Source organism: Streptomonospora nanhaiensis, from assembly GCF_013410565.1.
GTDB lineage: Bacteria > Actinomycetota > Actinomycetes > Streptosporangiales > Streptosporangiaceae > Streptomonospora > Streptomonospora nanhaiensis.
Window position 1 is genome coordinate 154,143 of sequence record NZ_JACCFO010000001.1, and the last position, 18,572, is coordinate 172,714.

The window sequence follows — 18,572 nt, forward strand, 5'->3', positions numbered from 1 at the left end:
GAAACCTCCGTGACGTTTCGGTTATGTGTTCAAGCCTTGACGCCAAGCGGGGCGCGGGGTTTGACTTCCCGCATCGGCCCACCGAGTGACCCGGCCCACACTGCGCGACCGGTGTCCCCCCATGTACGCCTCGGTGGCCTCAGAGGAGGTCAAGTTCGTTGAACAAGCGAAGCGGGTACTCGTTCCGCCCCGCGCTCGGCGCGGCGGCGGCGCTGTCGGCACTGGCCCTGGTCGTCTCCGGCTGCGGCGCCACCACCACCGGCACCGGTGAGGAGGGCGGCGACGCCAGCGTCGAGGAGGGCTTCAAGGTCGGCCTGCTCCTGCCGGAGTCCAAGACCGCCAGGTACGAGGAGTTCGACAAGCCCCTCTTCGAGCAGGCGCTCCAGGAGCTGTGCGAGAACTGCGAGCTGCTGTACCAGAACGCCGACCAGGAGACCTCCAAGCAGCAGTCCCAGGCCGAGGCCATGCTCACCGACGGCGTGGACGTGCTCGTGCTCGACGCCGTGGACTCCGAGGCCGCCGCCGGGATCGTCAACAACGCCCAGAGCCAGGGCGTGCCCGTCGTGGCCTACGACCGGCTCGCCGAGGGCGGCGTCGACTACTACGTCTCCTTCGACAACCACCGCGTGGGCCAGGTCCAGGCCGAGGCGCTGCTGGCGGCCCTGGAGGAGGAGGGCGGCAGCGGCGAGCCCCAGATCGTCATGATCAACGGCGCGCCCACCGACCCCAACGCCGGCGACTTCAAGGACGGCGCCCACGAGGTCTTCGAGGGCCAGGTCGAGATCGCCGCCGAGTACGACACCCCCGAGTGGTCGCCCGACCAGGCCCAGACCGAGATGGAGCAGGCCATCACCTCGGTGGGCGCCGACAACATCGACGGCGTCTACGTCGCCAACGACGGCATGGCCGCCGGCGTCGTGGCCGCGCTCAAGAGCGCCGGAGTGGACGACCTGCCGCCCATCACCGGCCAGGACGCCGAGATCGCGGGCGTGCAGCGCATCATCTCCGGCGAGCAGTACATGACCGTCTACAAGGCGATCGAGCCCGAGGCGCGCACGGCAGCGGAGATGGCGGTGGCCGCCGCCACCGGCGAGGAGTACCAGGCCGGCGAGGGCGTGGAGCTGACCGAGGTCGAGGACAACGACGGCAACACCATCCCGGCCGTGCTCATCGAGCCGGTGCCGGTGACCGTGGACGAGGTCCAGGACACGGTGGTGGCCGACGGGTTCTACACCGTCGAGGAGATCTGCACCGAGGAGTACGCCGACACCGACTTCTGCCAGGAGGCGCAGGCGGAGTAGCCGGCCGCCGACACGCCGACGGGCGCCGGTCCTGCACACCGGCGCCCGTTCGCCGAGCGGGACACCACAAGCCACGCGACTCCCGTCGTGGACGGAAGCCTAAAGGACGCGACATTGAGCACACCAGTCCTGGAACTGTCCGGGATATCCAAGAGATTCGGCGCCGTACAGGCACTCGACCAGGTCGACCTGCGGGTCGCGCCCGGTGAGGTGGTCGCCCTGCTGGGCGACAACGGCGCCGGGAAGTCCACCCTCGTCAAGGTCATCGCCGGGGTGAACCCGGCCGACAGCGGCGACATCCTCTGGGAGGGCAGGCCGGTCTCCATCGGCCGGCCCGGCGACGCCCAGCGCCTGGGGATCGCCACCATCTACCAGGACCTCGCCCTGTGCGACAACCTCGACATCGTCGCCAACCTGTTCCTGGGCGTCGAGAAGTCGGCCGCCGGGATACTCAACGAGGTCGAGATGGAGCGCCGGGCGCTGAAGCTGCTGGACTCGCTGTCGGTGAAGATGCCGAGCCTGCGGGTCCCGGTCGCCTCGCTGTCGGGCGGCCAGCGGCAGATCATCGCCATCGCCCGCTCGCTGCTGGGCGAGCCCAAGGTGGTCATGCTCGACGAGCCCACCGCCGCCCTGGGGGTGGCCCAGACCGCCCAGGTGCTCGACCTCATCGAGCGGCTGCGCGACCGCGGCCTGGGCGTGATCCTCATCAGCCACAACATGGCCGACGTGCGCGCCGTGGCCGACCGCGCCGTCGTCCTGCGCCTGGGGCGCAACGCCGGCGACTTCCCGGTGGAGGACACCAGCTACGAGGAGATCGTGGCGGCCATCACCGGTGCGGCCGACAATCCGGTCTCGCGGCGCTCCGGGCGCGCGTCGGTGGGCCGGACGGAGGAGGCGTGATGGCACAGCAGACACCCATCACCGGAAAGACCGGCAAGGCCGGCCGGAAGCCCGACGCGGTCGGGGTCGAGCCCGACCCCCGGCTGCTCGTCACCCAGACGTCCCCGCCCGGCCTGGCCGCGGCGGCGCTGCGCCGCATCCGCGGCGGCGAACTGGGGCCGCTGCCGGTGATCGTCGGCCTCATCGTCATCTGCGCGGTGTTCCAGCTCATGCACGAGCGGTTCCTCTCGCCGCAGAACCTGTCCAACCTGACGGTGCAGGTGGCGGCCGTGGGCCTGATGACCACCGGCGTCATCATGGTGCTGCTGCTGGGCGAGATCGACCTGTCCATCGGGTCGGTGGCCGGGGCCTCGGCCTCGGTGCTGGCCGTGCTGGCGGTGCGCATGGGCGTGTCGGAGTGGCTGGCGATCCTGGCCGCCATCGGCACCGGCCTGGCCATCGGCATCCTGCACGGCACGGTCTTCGCCAAGATCGGCGTACCGGCCTTCGTGGTCACCCTGGCCGGCCTGCTGGGCTGGCAGGGCGTGCAGTTGCAGCTGCTGGGCAGCGACGGCACGATCAACATCAGCGACAGCGGCGCGATCGCCGCCCTCACCCAGACGTTCTTCGTGCCCGCCTTCGGCTGGGGCATCGCCGTCGTGGTGGTGGCGACCTTCCTGGTGTTCACCCTGCTGGGGGAGCGCCGCCGGGCCGCCGCCGGGCTGCCGGCCAAGCCGCCCGTGGAGATCGCGGTGCGCACGCTGGCCCTGGCCGTGCCGGTGTTCGGGGCCGTGTTCGTCCTCAACCAGTTCAAGGGCGTGCCGCTGGCGTTCCTCATCTTCGTGGGGTTCGTCGTGGCCTTCGACCTGATCCTGCGCAAGACCCGCTACGGCCGGATGGTCTTCGCGGTGGGCGGCGGCGCCGAGGCGGCCCGCCGGGCCGGCATCAACGTCGACGCGGTGCGCATCTCGGTGTTCGCGCTGGCCTCCATGCTCTCGGCGATGGGCGGCATCATCCTGGTGTCGCGGTCGTTCTCGGCCAGCCTGGACACCGCCGCCGGCGAGGAGCTGATGATGGCCATCGCCGCCGCGGTGATCGGCGGCACCAGCCTCTTCGGCGGGCGCGGCAACGCCTACTCGGCGCTGCTGGGCGGCCTGGTGCTGGGCGCCATCACCTCGGGCCTGTACCTGCTGCAGATGGGCACCCCGGTGCGGTTCATGATCACCGCGCTGGTGCTGCTGGTGGCGGTCACCCTCGACGCGGTCTCGCGCCGCACCCGCCGCACCCACGCCCGGGGCGGCTGAGGCCCCCGGCACCGCCCGCCACCACGGCGTACGCCCCGTACGCCGCCGCGACCGCCCGCACCCCCTCCCCACCCGGTGCGCGCGGTCACCCGGCGCCCCCGGAGCCCTCCCCTCCGGGGGCGCCGGCGCGCCCCGCCGCGCGCCGGGGCCGGGCCGACCCGCGCCGGGCGGGGGCGCGGCAACCGCGAAAAGCGGGATGACCCGATGTTCGGGCAATGCGGCAACGCCAGCGATCCGACCTGGAATGCGGGGATATAGCCTCGCTGCCCGATGCCCGAACTCTCCTTCCTCCTGGTGGCCGGCCTGGCCGTGCTGCTGGGCGCCGTGGTGCAGAGCGGGGTCGGCCTGGGCCTGGGCCTGGTGGCGGCGCCGGTCGTCGCGCTGGTCTACCCGGAGTACATGCCGGGCACCATGCTGGTGGTCACCAGCGTCCTGCCGCTGTTCACCCTGGTCTCGGAGTGGCGGGAGATCGACTGGCGCGGCCTGGGCTGGGCGATGCTGGGCCGGGTGCCCGGCACCGCCGCCGGGGTGGGGGTGGTCGCGCTGGTGGCGCCCGAGGTGCTGGGCGGCGCCGTGGGCGCCATGGTGCTGGTCGCCGTGGCCCTGACCGTGCGGGCGGTGCGGGTGCGGCTGAGCCGCACCGCGCTGGTGGCGGCCGGCCTCGTCTCCGGCGTCACCGGCACCGCCACCTCCATCGGCGGTCCGCCGCTGGCGATCCTCTACCAGCACGAGACCGGCCCGCGCATCCGCGCCACCCTGGGCGCCTACTTCACGCTGGGCGCCGTGCTGTCGCTGGGCATGCTCGCCGCCGGCGGCGAACTGCGTGCCGAGCACGTGCGGGCCGGCCTGTGGCTGCTGCCTTTCGAGGTCGCCGGGTTCGTCCTCGGCCGGCCGCTGGCCCGCGTGGTCGACGCCGGGCTGATCCGCGCGGCGCTGCTGTGCGTGGTGACCGCCTCGGGTGCGGCGCTGCTGGTGCAGTCGGTGCTGTGACCCGAAGGCCCCGGACGCGCTCGCGGCCTGGGGTAGGCTCCGAAAGGCCATGAGCGCATCCAGCGGCGGCGGACCCCACCCCCGGCGGCGCCCCACCAAGGCCGACCTCGCCGCGGCCCACGGGGCCGTCATCGACGACGTGCTCGCCCCCGGTCTGGACGTCCTCTTCTGCGGCATCAACCCCGGCCTGTACTCGGGGTGGACCGGCCACCATTTCGCCCGGCCCGGAAACCGGTTCTGGCCCGCGCTGCACCGCGCCGGGCTCACCCCCCGCCAACTGCGGCCCGAGGAGCAGCACCTGCTGCCCGACTGGGGCCTGGGCATCACCAACCTGGTGGCGCGCGCCACCGCGCGCGCCGACGAGCTGAGCCCCGCCGAACTCCGCGAGGGCGGCGCGCTCCTGGCCGACAAGCTGCGCGAACTCCGGCCGCGGGCGCTGGGCGTGCTCGGCGTCACCGCGTTCCGGCACGCCTTCGGCGACCCGGCCGCCCGGATCGGCCCCCGCCGGGAGCCCCTCGCCGGGGTCCCGGTGTGGGTGCTGCCCAACCCCAGCTGGCTCAACGCCCACTGGAACACCGACGGCATCGCGGCCGAGATGCGCCGCCTGCACGACGCCGCCACCGCCGCCGGGGGGACCGAATCGTCCACAGCCGGGTGGGTTCGGTACCACCCGCCGTCCAGCGGCTCATAAACTCGGGAAAACCGAGCAGGACGAGGCGTGCACGGTGCGGAGGGACCGCGCCCGGCCCAGCGGGGGCACGCCGGATCGAGGGGACTGACGAGACGTTGACGCTACTCGACTCGCTGCGCAACCCGGACGACCTCAAGAAGCTCCCGGCTGAGAGGTTGCCGCAGCTCGCCGCCGAGATCCGGGAGTTCCTCGTCACCGAGGTCACCCGCACCGGCGGCCACCTGGGCCCCAACCTGGGGGTGGTCGAGTTGACCATCGCGCTCCACCGCGTCTTCGACTCCCCGCGCGACCCCGTCCTCTTCGACACCGGCCACCAGTCCTACGTGCACAAGCTGCTGACCGGCCGCAAGGACTTCTCCGGGCTGCGCAGCCGCGGCGGGCTCTCGGGCTACCCCTCGCGCGCCGAGTCCGAGCACGACTTCATCGAGAACTCCCACGCCTCGACCGTGCTCTCCTACGCCGACGGCCTGGCCAAGGCCAACGAGGTCCAGGGCCGGCGCGACCGCACCGTCGCCGCCGTGGTCGGCGACGGCGCCCTGACCGGCGGCATGGCCTGGGAGGCGCTCAACAACATCGCCGCCCGGCACGACCGCCGCGTCGTCATCGTCGTCAACGACAACGGCCGCTCCTACTCGCCCACCATGGGCGGGCTGGCCGACCACCTCGCCTCCCTGCGCATGACCCAGGGCTACGAGCAGGCCCTCGACCTCGCCAAGGCCGCGCTGAACCGCGCGCCCGTGGTGGGCCAGCCGCTGTACGAGGCGCTGCACGGGCTGAAGAAGGGCATCAAGGACGCCATCCAGCCGCAGATGATGTTCGAGGACCTCGGCCTGAAGTACGTCGGCCCCATCGACGGCCACGACGCCGCCGTGGTCGAGAAGGCGCTGCGCCGCGCCCGCGACTTCGGCGGCCCGGTGATCGTCCACTGCATCACCCAGAAGGGCAAGGGCCACGCCCCCGCCGAGAACCACGAGGAGGACCAGTTCCACTCCATCGGCGCGGCCAAGGCCGCCCCGGCGGGCGCGGCGGCGAGCGCGCCCGCGCCCCAGAAGTGGACCTCGGTCTTCAGCGAGGAGATGGTGGCGCTCGGCGCCGAGCGCGAGGACATCGTCGCCATCACCGCCGCCATGCTGCACCCCACCGGCCTGGCGCCCTTCGCCGAGGCCTACCCCGACCGCTGCTTCGACGTCGGCATCGCCGAGCAGCACGCCGCCACCTCGGCCACCGGCCTGGCCATGGGCGGCCTGCACCCGGTCGTGGCGGTCTACGCCACCTTCCTCAACCGCTGCTTCGACCAGGTCCTCATGGACGCCGCCCTGCACCGCCAGGGCGTCACCTTCTGCCTGGACCGCTCGGGGGTCACCGGCCCCGACGGCGCCAGCCACCACGGCATGTGGGACCTCTCCATCCTCCAGGTCGTGCCCGGCCTGCGGCTGGCCGTGCCGCGCGACGCGCCGCGCCTGCGCGAGCAGCTGCGCGAGGCCGTGGCCGTCGAGGACGCCCCCACGGTCGTGCGCTACCCCACCGGCGCCGTGGCGCCCGAGATCGAGGCCGTGGAGCGCGTGGGCGGCATGGACGTCCTGCGCCGGCCCACCCGCGCCAACCACTCCGAGGACCTCCTGCTGATCGCGGTGGGCCCCATGGCCCAGACCTGCTGCGAGGTCGCCGACCGCATGGCCGACCAGGGGATCGGGGTCACCGTCATCGACCCCCGCTGGGTCAAGCCGCTGGACGAGGCGATCGTGGGAGAGGCCGCGCGCCACCGCGTGGTGGCCGTGGTCGAGGACAACGGCCGCGTGGGCGCGGTGGGCGACGCCGTCGCCCGCACGCTGCGCGACGCCGACCTCGACATCCCCGTGCGCACCTTCGGCATCGAGCAGGAGTTCCTGGAGCACGCCAAGCGCGCCGACATCCTCGAGGACATGGGCCTGACCCCGCAGAGCCTGGCCCGCAAGCTCACCGAGACCGTGTCCCGCCACGCCGACCGCGCCGTGGGCCGCGCCGCCGCCGCCAAGCCCTGAGCCCGCCCGGCGCCCCGGGCACCCGCGCGGCTGCCCGGGGCGCCGGCCGCGCCCGCACGCGTCCGCACCCCGGCGAGCGGACGCGCGCGGGCTCGATGCGCGAGAATGGGGAGATGAGTTCTCCCGACCCACTGCGGGTGGCCGTCATCGGCTCCGGGCCGGCCGGCATCTACACCGCCGACGCGCTGACCCGGCAGAGCCGCGAGGACGTCGCCGTCGACCTCGTGGACCGGCTGCCCACGCCCTACGGCCTGGTGCGCTACGGGGTGGCCCCCGACCACCTCAAGATCAAGCGCGTGGCCCGCACCCTGCGCGAGGTGCTGGAGCGGCCCCAGGTGCGCTTCGTGGGCGGCGTGGAGTTCGGCCGCCACGTCGACCGCGCCGGCCTGGCCCGCGCCTACCACGCGGTCGTCTACGCCACCGGCGCCGCCGTGGACCGCCGCATGGGGATCCCCGGCGAGGACCTGCCCGGCAGCGTCGCGGCCACCGACTTCGTCAACTGGTACTGCGGCCACCCCGACTCCGAGGTCGAGCGGTTCCTGCTCGACGCCGAGGAGGTCGCGGTGGTCGGCGCGGGCAACGTCGCCGTGGACGTCGTGCGGCTGCTGGCGAAGTCCGGCGAGGAGCTGCGCGGCACCGACATCCCCCAGCCCGTGCTGGAGGTGCTGGCCGCCAGCCGCGTGCGCCGCATCCACCTGCTGGCCCGGCGCGGCCCGCTCCAGGCCAAGTTCACCGCCCCCGAGCTGCGCGAGCTGGGCCGGCTGCCCGGCGCCGAGGTCGCCGTGCGCCCCGAGCAGGTCGACATCGACCCCACCGGTCCGCAGATGCGCACCGCCGAGCGCGCCGCCCGCACCAACCTCGCCATCCTCAAGGAGTGGGCGGCCCGCCCGCCCGCGGCGCGGCCGCGCCGCATCGAGCTGCGGTTCTGGACCCGCCCCGTCGAGGTCCTGGGCACCGACCGCGCCGAGGCGCTGCGGGTGGAGCGCACCGTGCTCGACGACGACGGCCGCCTGGCCGGCACCGGGGAGTTCGACACGGTCCCGGCCGGGATGGTGTTCCGTTCGGTCGGCTACGCCGGGACCGCCCTGGCCGGGGTGCCCTTCGACGCCGCCACGCGCACCGTGCCCCACGTCCAGGGCCGGGTGCTGGACCCCGAGGGCGGCATCCGCCCCGGCGACTACGTGGCGGGCTGGATCAAGCGCGGCGCCACCGGGGTCATCGGCACCAACAAGTCCGACGCCGCGGCCACGGTGCGGTCCCTGCTGGACGACGCGCCCAAGCTGCGCGCCGCCGCGCCCGTGCTGGAACCGGTCGAGGACGTGCTGGCGGGCAGCGGCGCGGTGGTCACCGACTACGGCGACTGGCTCACCATCGACGCCGCCGAGGTCGAGCGCGGCCGCCGGCTGGGCCGGGGCGAGCGCGTCAAGCTCGGCGGCTGGTCGGAGCTGCACGCCGCGCTGGGCCGCTGAGGCCGCGCGCGGCGCGCCACGCCGCGCGCGGCCGGGAGCCCGGCCCCGCGCGCCGTGCTAGTCGACGTCGGCCACCGGCGCGCCGTAGGTGTTGCACGCCTCCAGGGTGTCGGCCGAGGCGCCGTTGTCGAACCACTCCTGGCGGTTGGCCGAGGTGCCGTGGGTGGGCAGGTCGCTGCCGCTGTTGAGGAAGGTGTTGGCCCGGTCGATCTCGGCCTGGTCGAACCCGCCCATCGCCTGCATGGCCACCCCGGCCATGCACTCGGCCTGGAGTTCGGTGCGGCGCAGCGCCTCAAGCTCGGCGTCCTCGGTGGGCGCCTGGCGCTCCATGGCGTAGCTCTCCTCCAGGATGCCGGTGGCCTGCTGCACGTGGTGGCCGTACTCGTGGCCCAGCAGTGCCGCCCAGACGCTCTCCTGGCTGTTGTCGGGCACGTCGCGCGCCAGCTCCGAGACGTTGGGCAGCACCACGGTGATGGTCATGGTGTCGTTCTCGTAGTAGGCGAGGGTCATACCCTCCTCGGCCGAGCCGGTGTCGGGGTTCTCCTCGGTGACGTCCCAGGTCGGCTCGGGCGTGCGCAGGCCCAGCTCCTCCAGCCGCGGCTGCCACAGCTCGTTGAGGCAGCGGCCCACCTCGTCGCTGAAGGTCCGCCAGGAGGCGTCGGAGGCGGGGTCCAGGTCGGGCGGGGCGCAGTCGATCGACTCCGGCATGGCCAGGTCGTAGGCGGGGTGCTCGGCGACGTCGAGGTCGATGGCGCCGGGGCGGGCGGCCAGCCGCTCGTCGTAGTGGGCCGCCGGGTCGTCGCCCGAGGGCGCCTGGCCGCCGGCGGAGGGCCCCGCGCCCGGGTCGGCGGCCACGACCAGGGCCACGCACAGCGTCAGGGCGACCACGGCGGTGAAGGCCGAGCCGCCCACGGCCACCCACACCGCCGTGGCGCCGCGGCCGCGCCGCGGCGGGTAGGGGTAGGCGCCCGGGTGGTAGCCGTGGACGGGGTGTCCGCCGGGGTGGGGGTGGTGGCCGTAGGGCGGGCCGAACGGCGCGGGGGCGCCGGGGTGGGGGCCGGCGGGCGGCGGCGCGGCGGGACCGCCCGGGCCGCCGGGGCGCGGCGGGGCCCCGAACGCGCCGGTCCGCGCGGCCGGGAAGGCGCCGGTGGCGGTGGGCCCGTCGGGGGCGCCCGCGGCCGCCGGGACGGCGCCGGCGGCGGGGCCGCCGGACTCGGCCGGGCGGGGCGCGGGCGCCGGCGCCGGCGGCGGGGCGCCGCCCGCGCCGGCCGGGCGGGGGCCGGTGCCCGCGCGCTCGGCGGGCGCGGGGCCGGGCCGGGGGGCGTCCGCGTGGTCGCGGTCGGCCGGGGGCGGGGTGTGTGCCGGGGGGCGGCCGGCGGCCGGGTCGTCCGCGCCGTCGGGGGTGGTCTCCACGGGGCTGGTCCTTCTGGTTGCGCAACGCGGGCAAGCGTGACGATCAACCATATTCGGCCCCCGTGCGCGGTCGCACAGCGCGGTCCGCAATCGGCCGGGACCGGCCAGTGCGGGCCGAGGGGCCCCGCGCCGGTCAGGGGGCGCGGTAGACCACGCCCAGCCCGGTGACCAGGTCGCGCAGCTCGGCCTCGAACAGCGCGCCGAGGTCGTCGGCCACGAACCCCAGGTGCCGGAAGACCTCCATGCAGACCAGCCCGTAGAAGCGCACCCAGGAGCGCAGCATGAACTGGGTGGCCGCGTCGGAGGCGTGGTCGCCGGTGAACCCGGTGCAGGCGGCGAAGGCGTCGAGCTGGGCGCGCAGCTCCGCCGACGCCTCGGGCTCGGGCGGCGGCGCGAACCGCCCCTCGGCCAGCAGCCGGTCGAACAGCGAGACGAAGGCGGCGGCGAAGCGCTGCCCGGCGACGGCGGCCGGGCTGTCGTCGTCGGGGCCGGTGTCGGTGACGGCCGGGCCGAACAGCAGGGTGAACTCCGCGCGGTTGCCCAGCGCCCAGGCCCGCACGGCGCGCAGCGCGGCCAGCACCCGGCCGTCGGTGTCGTCCTCGGGCAGGGCGGCCTGGGCCGCGGCCACGGCGTCGGTCAGCTCGGTGAAGAGGTCGGCGCGCAGGGAGTCCAGGAGGTCGTGGAGGCTGGAGAAGTAGCGGTAGAGCCCGGGCGCGGTCATGCCCATCTCGCGGGCGATGGCGCGCAGGGAGACCCCCGAGGACCCGTGCGCCACCAGGTGGCGCCGCGCGATCTCCTTGATCTCCCGCGATGTGGCCTCACGCACACGCTCGCGCCGGGTGGGCGCCGCCGCGTCCGCTACCTGCGTGGATGCCGGTGGGGTGGGCCGTGTGGGCAATTCCTCGTCCCTTTCCGCCCCCCGCGCGGTGACCGCGGGGCGCCGTGCCACGATAACGTCATAACCGTTAACGACGTAAGCTTAGTTAACGCCGTATCCGTGCCGGTGTCTGCTCTGTTCAATCCACGTCTGTGAGACGTCGAGGAGCGGTTTCATGTTCGCAGGTCTTGGGCGCTTCACCTACCGGTGGCGCGGCTGGGTGCTCGCCGCCACCGCCCTGTTCGCCGCCTTCGCCGGGGTATGGGGGACCGGTGTCTTCGAGTCCGTCAGCGAGGGCGGGTTCGAGGACCCCGGATCGGAGTCCGCCCGCGCCGCCGAGACGCTGGAGGCCGAGCTCGGCCACGACGCCGCCGACATCGTGGTGGTCTACCGCAGCGACGAGCTGCGGGTCGACAACCCGATGTTCGCCTTCTCCGTCCAGCAGATGCGCGACGACCTGCCCGAGGACCGGATCGCCTCGGTCCGCACCTACCTCGACGAAGGGCTCAGCGACACCGAGCGCGGCATCCTCGTCTCCGAGGACCGGCACGCCACCTACGTGCCGATCACCCTGGCCGGCGACACCGACGCCGAGCGCATGGACAACTTCCACGCCATCGAGGACGAGCTGGACGCCGGCCAGCTCGACACCGAGATCGGCGGCGCGGTGGGCATCGAGTCCGACCTGGCGGCCCAGGCCGAGGGCGACGTCGTGCGCGCCGAGCTGATCTCGCTGCCGGTCCTGCTGGCGCTGCTGGTGGTGATCTTCGGCGGCGTGGTGGCGGCGCTGATGCCGCTGGCCGTGGGCGGCCTGGCCATCCTGGGCTCGCTCACCCTGCTGCGCGCCCTCACCTACGTCACCGACGTCTCCGTCTTCGCCGTCAACGTCGCCACCATCCTGGGCCTGGGCCTGGCCATCGACTACGGCCTGTTCATGGTCAACCGCTTCCGCGAGGAGCGCGCCCGGGGCACCGAGGTGCGCGAGGCCGTGCCGCGCACCCTGGCCACCGCCGGGCGCACGGTGGCGTTCTCCGGTGTCACCGTCATGATCGCCTTCGCCGGCCTGCTGTTCTTCCCCCAGCCCATCCTGCGCTCCATCGGGTTCGGCGGGATCGCCGTGGTCCTCTTCGACGTCCTGGCCGCCCTGGTGGCGCTGCCCGCGCTGCTGGCCGTGGCCGGCGACCGCATCGACTCCCTGCGGCTGTTCGCCCGCGCCCGGCGCCGCCGCGAGCTGCGCCGCGCCGCGCTGGGGCGCGGCCCCGAGGAGACCGCGGCCGGCGGGGCCTGGGCGCGCCTGGCCCACAGCGTGATGCGCCGCCCGGTGCTCTACCTGGTGGCCGTGGGCGCGGTGCTGGTCGCCTTCGCCTCCTCGCTGGCCGCCACCGAGCTGGGCTCCACCGACCAGCGCTACCTGCCGGCGGACGCCGCCAGCCGGGTGGCCACCGAGTCGCTGCGCGAGGACTTCCCGGCCGGGGGGATCGGGCGGATCGACGTGGCGGTCACCGGCGACGTCGCGCGCGGGGAGCTGGCGGACTTCGCCGACCGCCTGGGCGGCCTCGACGGCGCCGAGGGCGCCGAGGTCTCGCGCACCGGCGAGGGCGCCGCCCACATCACCGTGGCCTACGAGGGCGAGACCGACGACCCGGCGACGGCCGACCTGGTGCGCGCGGTGCGCACCGCGCCCGAGCCCGAGGGCGCCGAGGAGGTCCTGGTCGGCGGGCCGGCCGCCATGCAGATCGACAACGTCGCCGCCATCGTCGACACCCTGCCCACCACCGTCGTCTTCGTGGTCGCCACCACCCTGGTGCTGCTCTTCCTGGCCTTCGGCTCCATCGTGCTGCCGGTCAAGGCCGTGGTGATGGGCGCGCTGTCGCTGGGCGCGTCCCTGGGCGTGGTCGTGTGGGGCTTCCAGGAGGGCCACCTGGCGGGCGTGCTCGGGTTCGAGCCGGTCGGCACGATCGACCCCACGTTCATCGTGCTGATCGTCATCATCGCGTTCGGCCTGGCCATGGACTACGAGCTGTTCCTGCTCAGCCGGGTCCGGGAGGAGTTCGCCCTGACCGGCGACAACGCGCACTCGGTGGCCGTGGGCCTGCAGCGCACCGGCGGCATCATCACCAGCGCCGCCCTGCTGCTGGTGGTCGTGCTGGCCGCCATGGGCTCATCCGACCTGCTGTTCCTCAAGATCATGGGCATCGGCCTGGCCATGGCGGTGGTGGTCGACGCGACCCTGGTGCGGGCGCTGCTGGTGCCGGCCACCATGCGGCTGCTGGGCAGCGCCAACTGGTGGCTGCCCGGCCCGCTGCGCCGGCTGCACGACCGGGTGGGGATCACCGAGGGCGAGGACGTCGCCGAGGCGCCCCGGCGGGCCGACGGCGACCGCCCGGCGAGCCCGGCCGGGGCGCGCTGAGCCGCAGGCGGGCTACCCGCGGCCGGGGCCGGGCCGGCGGCGGTCGTCGAAGGGCAGGTCGGGCTTGTAGTGGTGGGCCGCCTCGATGATCTCGCCGATGGTGTGGTTCCAGGTGGGGCGCACCCGCACGGCGTTGGTGGTGTGCCAGGGCGAGGGCGGATGGAACGGCAGTTCGGCCTCGTCGCGGTTGACGAAGACGAGGTAGTGCATCGGCACCGAGCCCCCGCGGTGCGGCACGACCTGGGTGCAGGCCCGCAGCAGGGCGACCTCCGACCAGGGGAAGGAGAGGTCGTCGCGGCGCCCGCGCGGCCAGGGCGCGATGAAGTGCACGCCGGCCTCGTCGAGGATGAGGACCGGGCGGTGGGACAGGAAGCGCGAGAGCGACACCAGCCCGGCGCCGCCGAACACGGCGACCGCCAGCAGGCCCAGGGCGAGGTCGACGGGGCTGCCCCGCAGCACCAGCGCGACGCCGATCCCGGTGAAGACCACGCAGGCCAGGGTCAGCCACAGCCCCTCCCAGGTGATGCGGAAGCGGTTGGAGACCACAAAGGGTGTCGCTGGGCCCGGCATAGTGCCAGGATAACGCGGTGCGGCCCCCGGGCCCGGGGTATGGGGCGGGGACCGCGCGGCGCGTGTCGCCCGGGCGCGGCGGCGGGTGGCGCCGCCGCGCCCGCGGGCGGCCTACAGGGCCTTGGGCCCGTTGGGGTGGAACCGCGCGCCGTTGACCTTCTCCGACACCCCCGACCGGTCGAGGTAGGGCGTGATCCCGCCCAGGTGGAACGGCCAGCCCGCGCCCGCGATGAGGCACAGGTCGATGTCGGCGGGCTCGGCCACCACGCCCTCCTCCAGCATCAGCCGGATCTCGCGGGCCAGGGCCTCCAGCGCGCGCTGGAGGATCTGCTCCTCGCTGGAGGGCCGGCCGCCGCCGGTGAACAGCGCCCGCACCTCGGGATCGATGGTCAGGTCGGGGCCGTAGACGGCCGTGCGACCCGACTCCACCAGCGCCCGCAGCTGCGGCGAGACGCCGAAGCGGTCGGGGAACGCCTCGTGCAGGGTCTCGGCCACGTGCAGCGCCACGGCCGGGCCCACCAGCTGCAGCAGCATCAGCGGCGACATCGGCAGCCCCAGCGGCGCCACCGCGCGGTCGGCGACCTCGGGCTCGGTGCCCTCCTCGACGGCGGCCAGGACCTCGCCCATGAACAGGGTGAGCAGCCGGTTGACGACGAACGCCGGCGCGTCCTTGCACAGCACCGCGCTCTTCTTGAGCTGCTTGGCGGTGGCGAAGGCGGTGGCCAGGGCGGCGTCGTCGGTGCGCTCGCCGCGGATGATCTCCAGCAGCGGCAGCACCGCCACCGGGTTGAAGAAGTGGAAGCCCACCACGCGCTCGGGGTGGCGCAGGTCGGCCGCCATCTCGGTGATCGACAGCGAGGAGGTGTTGGTGGCCAGTACCGCCTCGGCCGGCACGACCGCCTCGACCTCGGCGAACACCTGCTTCTTGACGTCCATGCGCTCGAAGACGGCCTCGATGACGAAGTCGGCGTCGGCGAAGGCGTCCTTGGTCAGCGAACCGGTCACCTGGCGCTTGAGCCGGTTGGCCTGGTCGGGATTGACCCGGCCCTTGGCCAGCAGCTTGTCGACCTCGCCGTGGACGTAGCCCACGCCCCTGTCCAGCCGCTCCTGGTCGAGATCGGTCATGACGACCGGCACGCCCAGGCGGCGGGCGAACAGCAGCGCCAGCTGGCCGGCCATCAGCCCGGCCCCCACCACGCCGACCTTGGTCACCGGGCGGGCCAGGGACTTGTCGGGCGCGCCGGCCGGGCGCCGCGCCCGCTTCTGGTTGAGGTCGAAGGCGTAGAGCCCGGCGGCCAGCTCCTCGCTCATGATGAGGTCGGCCAGCGCGTCGTCCTCGGCGGCGAAGCCCTCGTCGCGGGTGCGGTCCTTGGCCGCGGCCACCAGCTCCAGCGCCCGCACCGGGGCGGGCGCCGCGCCGTGCAGGCGGCCCTCCAGCATGAAGCGCGCGTTGGCGACGGCCTGGTCCCAGCCGGCGCCGCGGTCGACCTCGGGCCGCTCCACGGCGACCGCGCCCTTGACGACCCGGGCGGCCCAGCGCAGCGACTCCTCGACGAAGTCGGCCGGCTCGAACACCGCGTCGGCGATGCCCAGGGCGCGCACCTCGGGGCCCTTGATCATCCGGTTCTGGGCCAGCGGGTTGTCGATGATGAGCTTGAGCGCCTTCTCGGCGCCGATGAGGTGGGGCAGCAGGTAGGTGCCGCCCCAGCCCGGCACCAGGCCGAGGAAGGTCTCGGGCAGCGCGAAGGCCGACACGCCCGAGGAGACGGTGCGGTAGCGGCAGTGCAGCGCCACCTCCACGCCGCCGCCCATGGCGGCGCCGTTGACGAACGCGAAAGTGGGCACGTCCAGTTCGCCCAGCTTGCGGAACACGTCGTGGCCCAGCCGGGCCACCGCGTGGGCCTGCTCGCGGGTGCGCACCTGGGGGACGCCGGTGAGGTCGGCGCCCACCGCGAAGATGAACGGCTTGCCGGTGATGGCCACGGCCGCGATGTCGGTGCGGGCGCGCGCCGCCTCGATGGCGTCGTTGAGGCTGAGCAGCCCGGCCGGGCCGAAGGTGTTGGGCTTGGTGTGGTCGTGCCCGTTGTCCAGGGTGATCAGCACCGCCGTGCCCGCGTTGTAGGGCAGTTGGACGTCGCGCGCCAGGGCGCGGGTGACGACCTCGTCGGCGAAGACCTCGCGCAGGGCCTCGGGGGAGTCGGGGACGCCGCCGGACCGTACGTCGGAGTTGCTCACTTGGCGCTCCCTTCCCAGTTGGTGTTCTCCCACAGCACGGTCCCGCCCATGCCCAGGCCCACACACATGGTGGTCAGGCCGTAGCGGACGTCGGGGCGCTCGCCGAACAGGCGGGACAGCTGCGTCATCAGCCGCACGCCCGAGGAGGCCAGCGGGTGGCCCAGCGCGATCGCGCCGCCCCAGGGGTTGACCCGCGGGTCGTCGTCGGGAACGCCGAAGTGCTCCAGGAACGCCAGCACCTGGACGGCGAACGCCTCGTTGATCTCGATGAGGCCGATGTCGTCCATGGTGAGGTTCTGGCGGGCCAGCAGCCGCTCGGTGGCGGGCACCGGGCCCACGCCCATGACCTCGGGCTCCACCCCGGCGAAGGAGAAGTCCACCAGCCGCATGCGGGCGTCCAGGCCCAGTTCGGCGGCGACCTCCTCGGCGGCGATGATCGCGCCGGTGGCGCCGTCGTTGAGGCCGGCGGCGTTGCCGGGGGTGACGTTGCCGTGCGGGCGGAAAGGCGTCTTCAGCCCGGCCAGGCCCTCAAGGGTGGTGTCGGGCCGCGGCGGCTCGTCGGCCGTGGCCAGGCCGAAGCCCCGCTCGGCCGAGCGCACCAGCACCTCGACCAGGTCCTGCTGGATCTTGCCGTCGGCGTAGGCCTTGGCGACCTTCTCCTGGCTGCGCAGGGCGTAGGCGTCGGCCCGCTCCTTGGTGATGGAGGGGTAGCGGTCGTGCAGGTTCTCGGCGGTGTTGCCCATGACCAGCGCCGAGGGGTCGACCAGCTTCTCGGAGAGGAAGCGCGGGTTGGGGTCCACCCCCTCGCCCATGGGGTGGCGGCCCATGTGCTCCACGCCGCCGGCGATGGCGACGTCGTAGGCGCCGAAGGAGATCCCGGCGGCGGTGGTGGTGACGGCGGTCATCGCGCCGGCGCACATGCGGTCGATCGCGAAGCCGGGGACGCTGCGCGGCAGGCCGGCCAGGAGGGCCGCGCTGCGGCCGATGGTCAGGCCCTGGTCGCCGATCTGGGTGGTGGCGGCGATGGCCACCTCGTCGATGCGCTCCGGCGGCAGGCCGGGGTTGCGGCGCAGTAGCTCGCGGATGACGCGCACGACGAGGTCGTCGGCGCGCGTCTCGGCGTAGAGGCCCTTGCCGGCCTTGCCGAACGGAGTCCTGGCTCCGTCGACAAACACGACATCACGGGCAGTTCGCGGCACGATTTGCCCTCCTGGTTCCAACGGACGGGTGACCGGTACACGCACATGCTACTGGCCGGTAACTACTGTGGCGAGCAGGGGAGCCGCCCCGGTGGGCCGGGCAGCGCGAAACGCCCTCCCGCGCGGTGCGCGGAAGGGCGTCGGTGCGTGTGGCCGGGCGCGGCGGCGGTGCCGGGGCGCCCGCGGCGGGCGGGCCAAAGGGCCGGGGCCGCCCCTCAGAACAGGGCGGCGGCGTCGCGGTGGCGGCCCTGGGCGCTCAGCGCGCCGGCGAGGTCGCGGCGCATGCGCAGGGTCAGCATGCGGATCTCGGGGTCGCCCGCCGCCGACAGGCCGTTGAGGTAGGCCGCGCGCAGCGTGTCGACGGCCTCCTCGCCCCGCCCGCCCTGGAGCTGGGTGCGGCCCAGCCGGTGCTGGATGACCAGGGTGTCCAGGTGCTTGGACCCCAGGCGGCGGCGCCGCTGGGCCAGCACCATGCGCAGCTGCTGTGCGGCGTCGTCGTGGCGGCCCAGCGCGGTGTAGGACTGGCTCAGGCCGATGCGCAGGTCCTCGCGCGCGGCGGGCGTGCCGGCGTCCTCGACCGCGCGCTCGTAGTGGGCGATGGCGGCGTCGTAGCGGCCGCACTTGCGGTAGCAGTTGGCCAGGCGGCTGCGCGCGGTCACGGTGTCGGCGGCCACCGGGCCCAACTGGGAGTCGCGGTGCTTGAGCAGGGCCTCCCACTGCTCGGCGGCGTCGTCGGCGCGCCCGGCGTCCTCGTAGGACCAGGCGAGGTTCTCGCGGATGACGTCGGTCTGGGGGTGGTCGGGGCCGTGCACGGTCTCGGCGTCGGCCAGCGCGCGCTCGAACTCCGCGACCGCCGCCTGGCGCCGCCCGATCTGGGCGTACTTGCTGGCCAGGTTGTTGCGCGCGGCGATGGTGCGGGGGTCCTCGGCGCCGTAGGAGTCGACGTGCTCGCGCAGCACCTCCTCCAGCACGGCGGCGCGCAGGGCGGGGGACTGCCCGGGCTCGCGCGCCGGGGGCACCGCCGCGGTATCGCCGGGCGCGAATCCGGTCTTGCGCAGCAGGGAGCGCCACATGGACACAAGACTCACCACCCATCCAGAAGGACCACCGGCCGCCGCGAACTCGCCGCCCCGCATCAAGAACAGCACGATTCCATAACTTAATCCGGGCGAGAAGGCCCGGAAACACGCCACAGGTAGGCGTCTCCGGTGAA

At 74.2% G+C, this 18,572-nt stretch carries 14 protein-coding genes; 8 read left to right on the forward strand and 6 right to left on the reverse strand.

Features of this window, described 5'->3' with window-relative positions; genetic code table 11:
- Positions 1-158: 158 nt before the first annotated feature.
- From HNR12_RS00675 to HNR12_RS00705, 7 genes are all read left to right on the forward strand, one after another.
- Positions 159-1,301: an ABC transporter substrate-binding protein gene (locus HNR12_RS00675; protein WP_179765627.1), complete on the forward strand. Its 1,143-nt coding sequence runs from the start codon at positions 159-161 to the stop codon at positions 1,299-1,301.
- A gap of 114 nt (positions 1,302-1,415) precedes the next feature.
- Positions 1,416-2,201: an ATP-binding cassette domain-containing protein gene (locus HNR12_RS00680; RefSeq protein WP_179765628.1), complete on the forward strand. Its 786-nt coding sequence runs from the start codon at positions 1,416-1,418 to the stop codon at positions 2,199-2,201.
- Positions 2,201-3,484, forward strand: a complete 1,284-nt coding sequence (locus tag HNR12_RS00685; RefSeq protein ID WP_179765629.1) for a sugar ABC transporter permease — start codon at positions 2,201-2,203, stop codon at positions 3,482-3,484. Before HNR12_RS00680 ends, HNR12_RS00685 begins: the two co-directional genes overlap by 1 nt.
- Before the next feature lie 270 nt (positions 3,485-3,754).
- Positions 3,755-4,474 (forward strand): sulfite exporter TauE/SafE family protein, encoded by a 720-nt coding sequence (locus HNR12_RS00690; RefSeq protein ID WP_179765630.1) that lies wholly within the window; start codon positions 3,755-3,757, stop codon positions 4,472-4,474.
- Between the two features lie 49 nt (positions 4,475-4,523).
- Positions 4,524-5,165 carry a G/U mismatch-specific DNA glycosylase gene (gene mug, locus HNR12_RS00695; protein WP_179765631.1) on the forward strand — a complete coding sequence of 214 codons (642 nt, stop codon included), beginning with the start codon at positions 4,524-4,526 and terminating at the stop codon, positions 5,163-5,165.
- Between the two features lie 95 nt (positions 5,166-5,260).
- The gene (gene dxs / locus HNR12_RS00700) at positions 5,261-7,186 is read left to right on the forward strand and encodes a 1-deoxy-D-xylulose-5-phosphate synthase (RefSeq protein ID WP_179765632.1); all 1,926 of its coding nucleotides are present in this window, start codon (positions 5,261-5,263) and stop codon (positions 7,184-7,186) included.
- Between the two features lie 113 nt (positions 7,187-7,299).
- Complete coding sequence (locus tag HNR12_RS00705; RefSeq protein ID WP_179765633.1) at positions 7,300-8,655, forward strand: FAD-dependent oxidoreductase; 1,356 nt, start codon at positions 7,300-7,302, stop codon at positions 8,653-8,655.
- Between the two features lie 57 nt (positions 8,656-8,712).
- Here HNR12_RS00705 and HNR12_RS29365 read toward each other — a convergent pair whose 3' ends face one another.
- On the reverse strand, positions 8,713-10,068 hold the full coding sequence (locus HNR12_RS29365; protein WP_338119695.1) for a neutral zinc metallopeptidase: 1,356 nt from the start codon (positions 10,066-10,068) through the stop codon (positions 8,713-8,715).
- 133 nt (positions 10,069-10,201) lie between these two features.
- Positions 10,202-10,894: a TetR/AcrR family transcriptional regulator gene (locus HNR12_RS00715; RefSeq protein ID WP_179765634.1), complete on the reverse strand. Its 693-nt coding sequence runs from the start codon at positions 10,892-10,894 to the stop codon at positions 10,202-10,204.
- A gap of 226 nt (positions 10,895-11,120) precedes the next feature.
- On the opposite strand from HNR12_RS00715, the gene HNR12_RS00720 reads away from it, so the two are divergent.
- Positions 11,121-13,355, forward strand: coding sequence for an MMPL family transporter (locus HNR12_RS00720; protein WP_179765635.1), 2,235 nt, complete (start codon positions 11,121-11,123; stop codon positions 13,353-13,355).
- A 12-nt stretch (positions 13,356-13,367) separates the two neighbouring features.
- Here the strand turns inward: HNR12_RS00720 and HNR12_RS00725 are convergent, their stop codons facing one another.
- The 4 genes from HNR12_RS00725 to HNR12_RS00740 all read right to left on the reverse strand — a co-directional run bounded on the left by HNR12_RS00725 (position 13,368) and on the right by HNR12_RS00740 (position 18,432).
- A complete protein-coding gene (locus HNR12_RS00725; RefSeq protein ID WP_179765636.1) occupies positions 13,368-13,925 on the reverse strand; it encodes an STM3941 family protein in 558 nt (185 codons plus the stop codon).
- 111 nt (positions 13,926-14,036) lie between these two features.
- Entirely contained in the window at positions 14,037-16,160 is a 2,124-nt protein-coding gene (locus HNR12_RS00730; RefSeq protein ID WP_338119696.1) for a 3-hydroxyacyl-CoA dehydrogenase NAD-binding domain-containing protein, read from the reverse strand.
- A complete protein-coding gene (locus HNR12_RS00735; RefSeq protein ID WP_372454526.1) occupies positions 16,157-17,335 on the reverse strand; it encodes a thiolase family protein in 1,179 nt (392 codons plus the stop codon). Before HNR12_RS00735 ends, HNR12_RS00730 begins: the two co-directional genes overlap by 4 nt.
- A 239-nt stretch (positions 17,336-17,574) precedes the next feature.
- On the reverse strand, positions 17,575-18,432 hold the full coding sequence (locus tag HNR12_RS00740; protein ID WP_386693558.1) for a tetratricopeptide repeat protein: 858 nt from the start codon (positions 18,430-18,432) through the stop codon (positions 17,575-17,577).
- Positions 18,433-18,572: the final 140 nt, after the last annotated feature.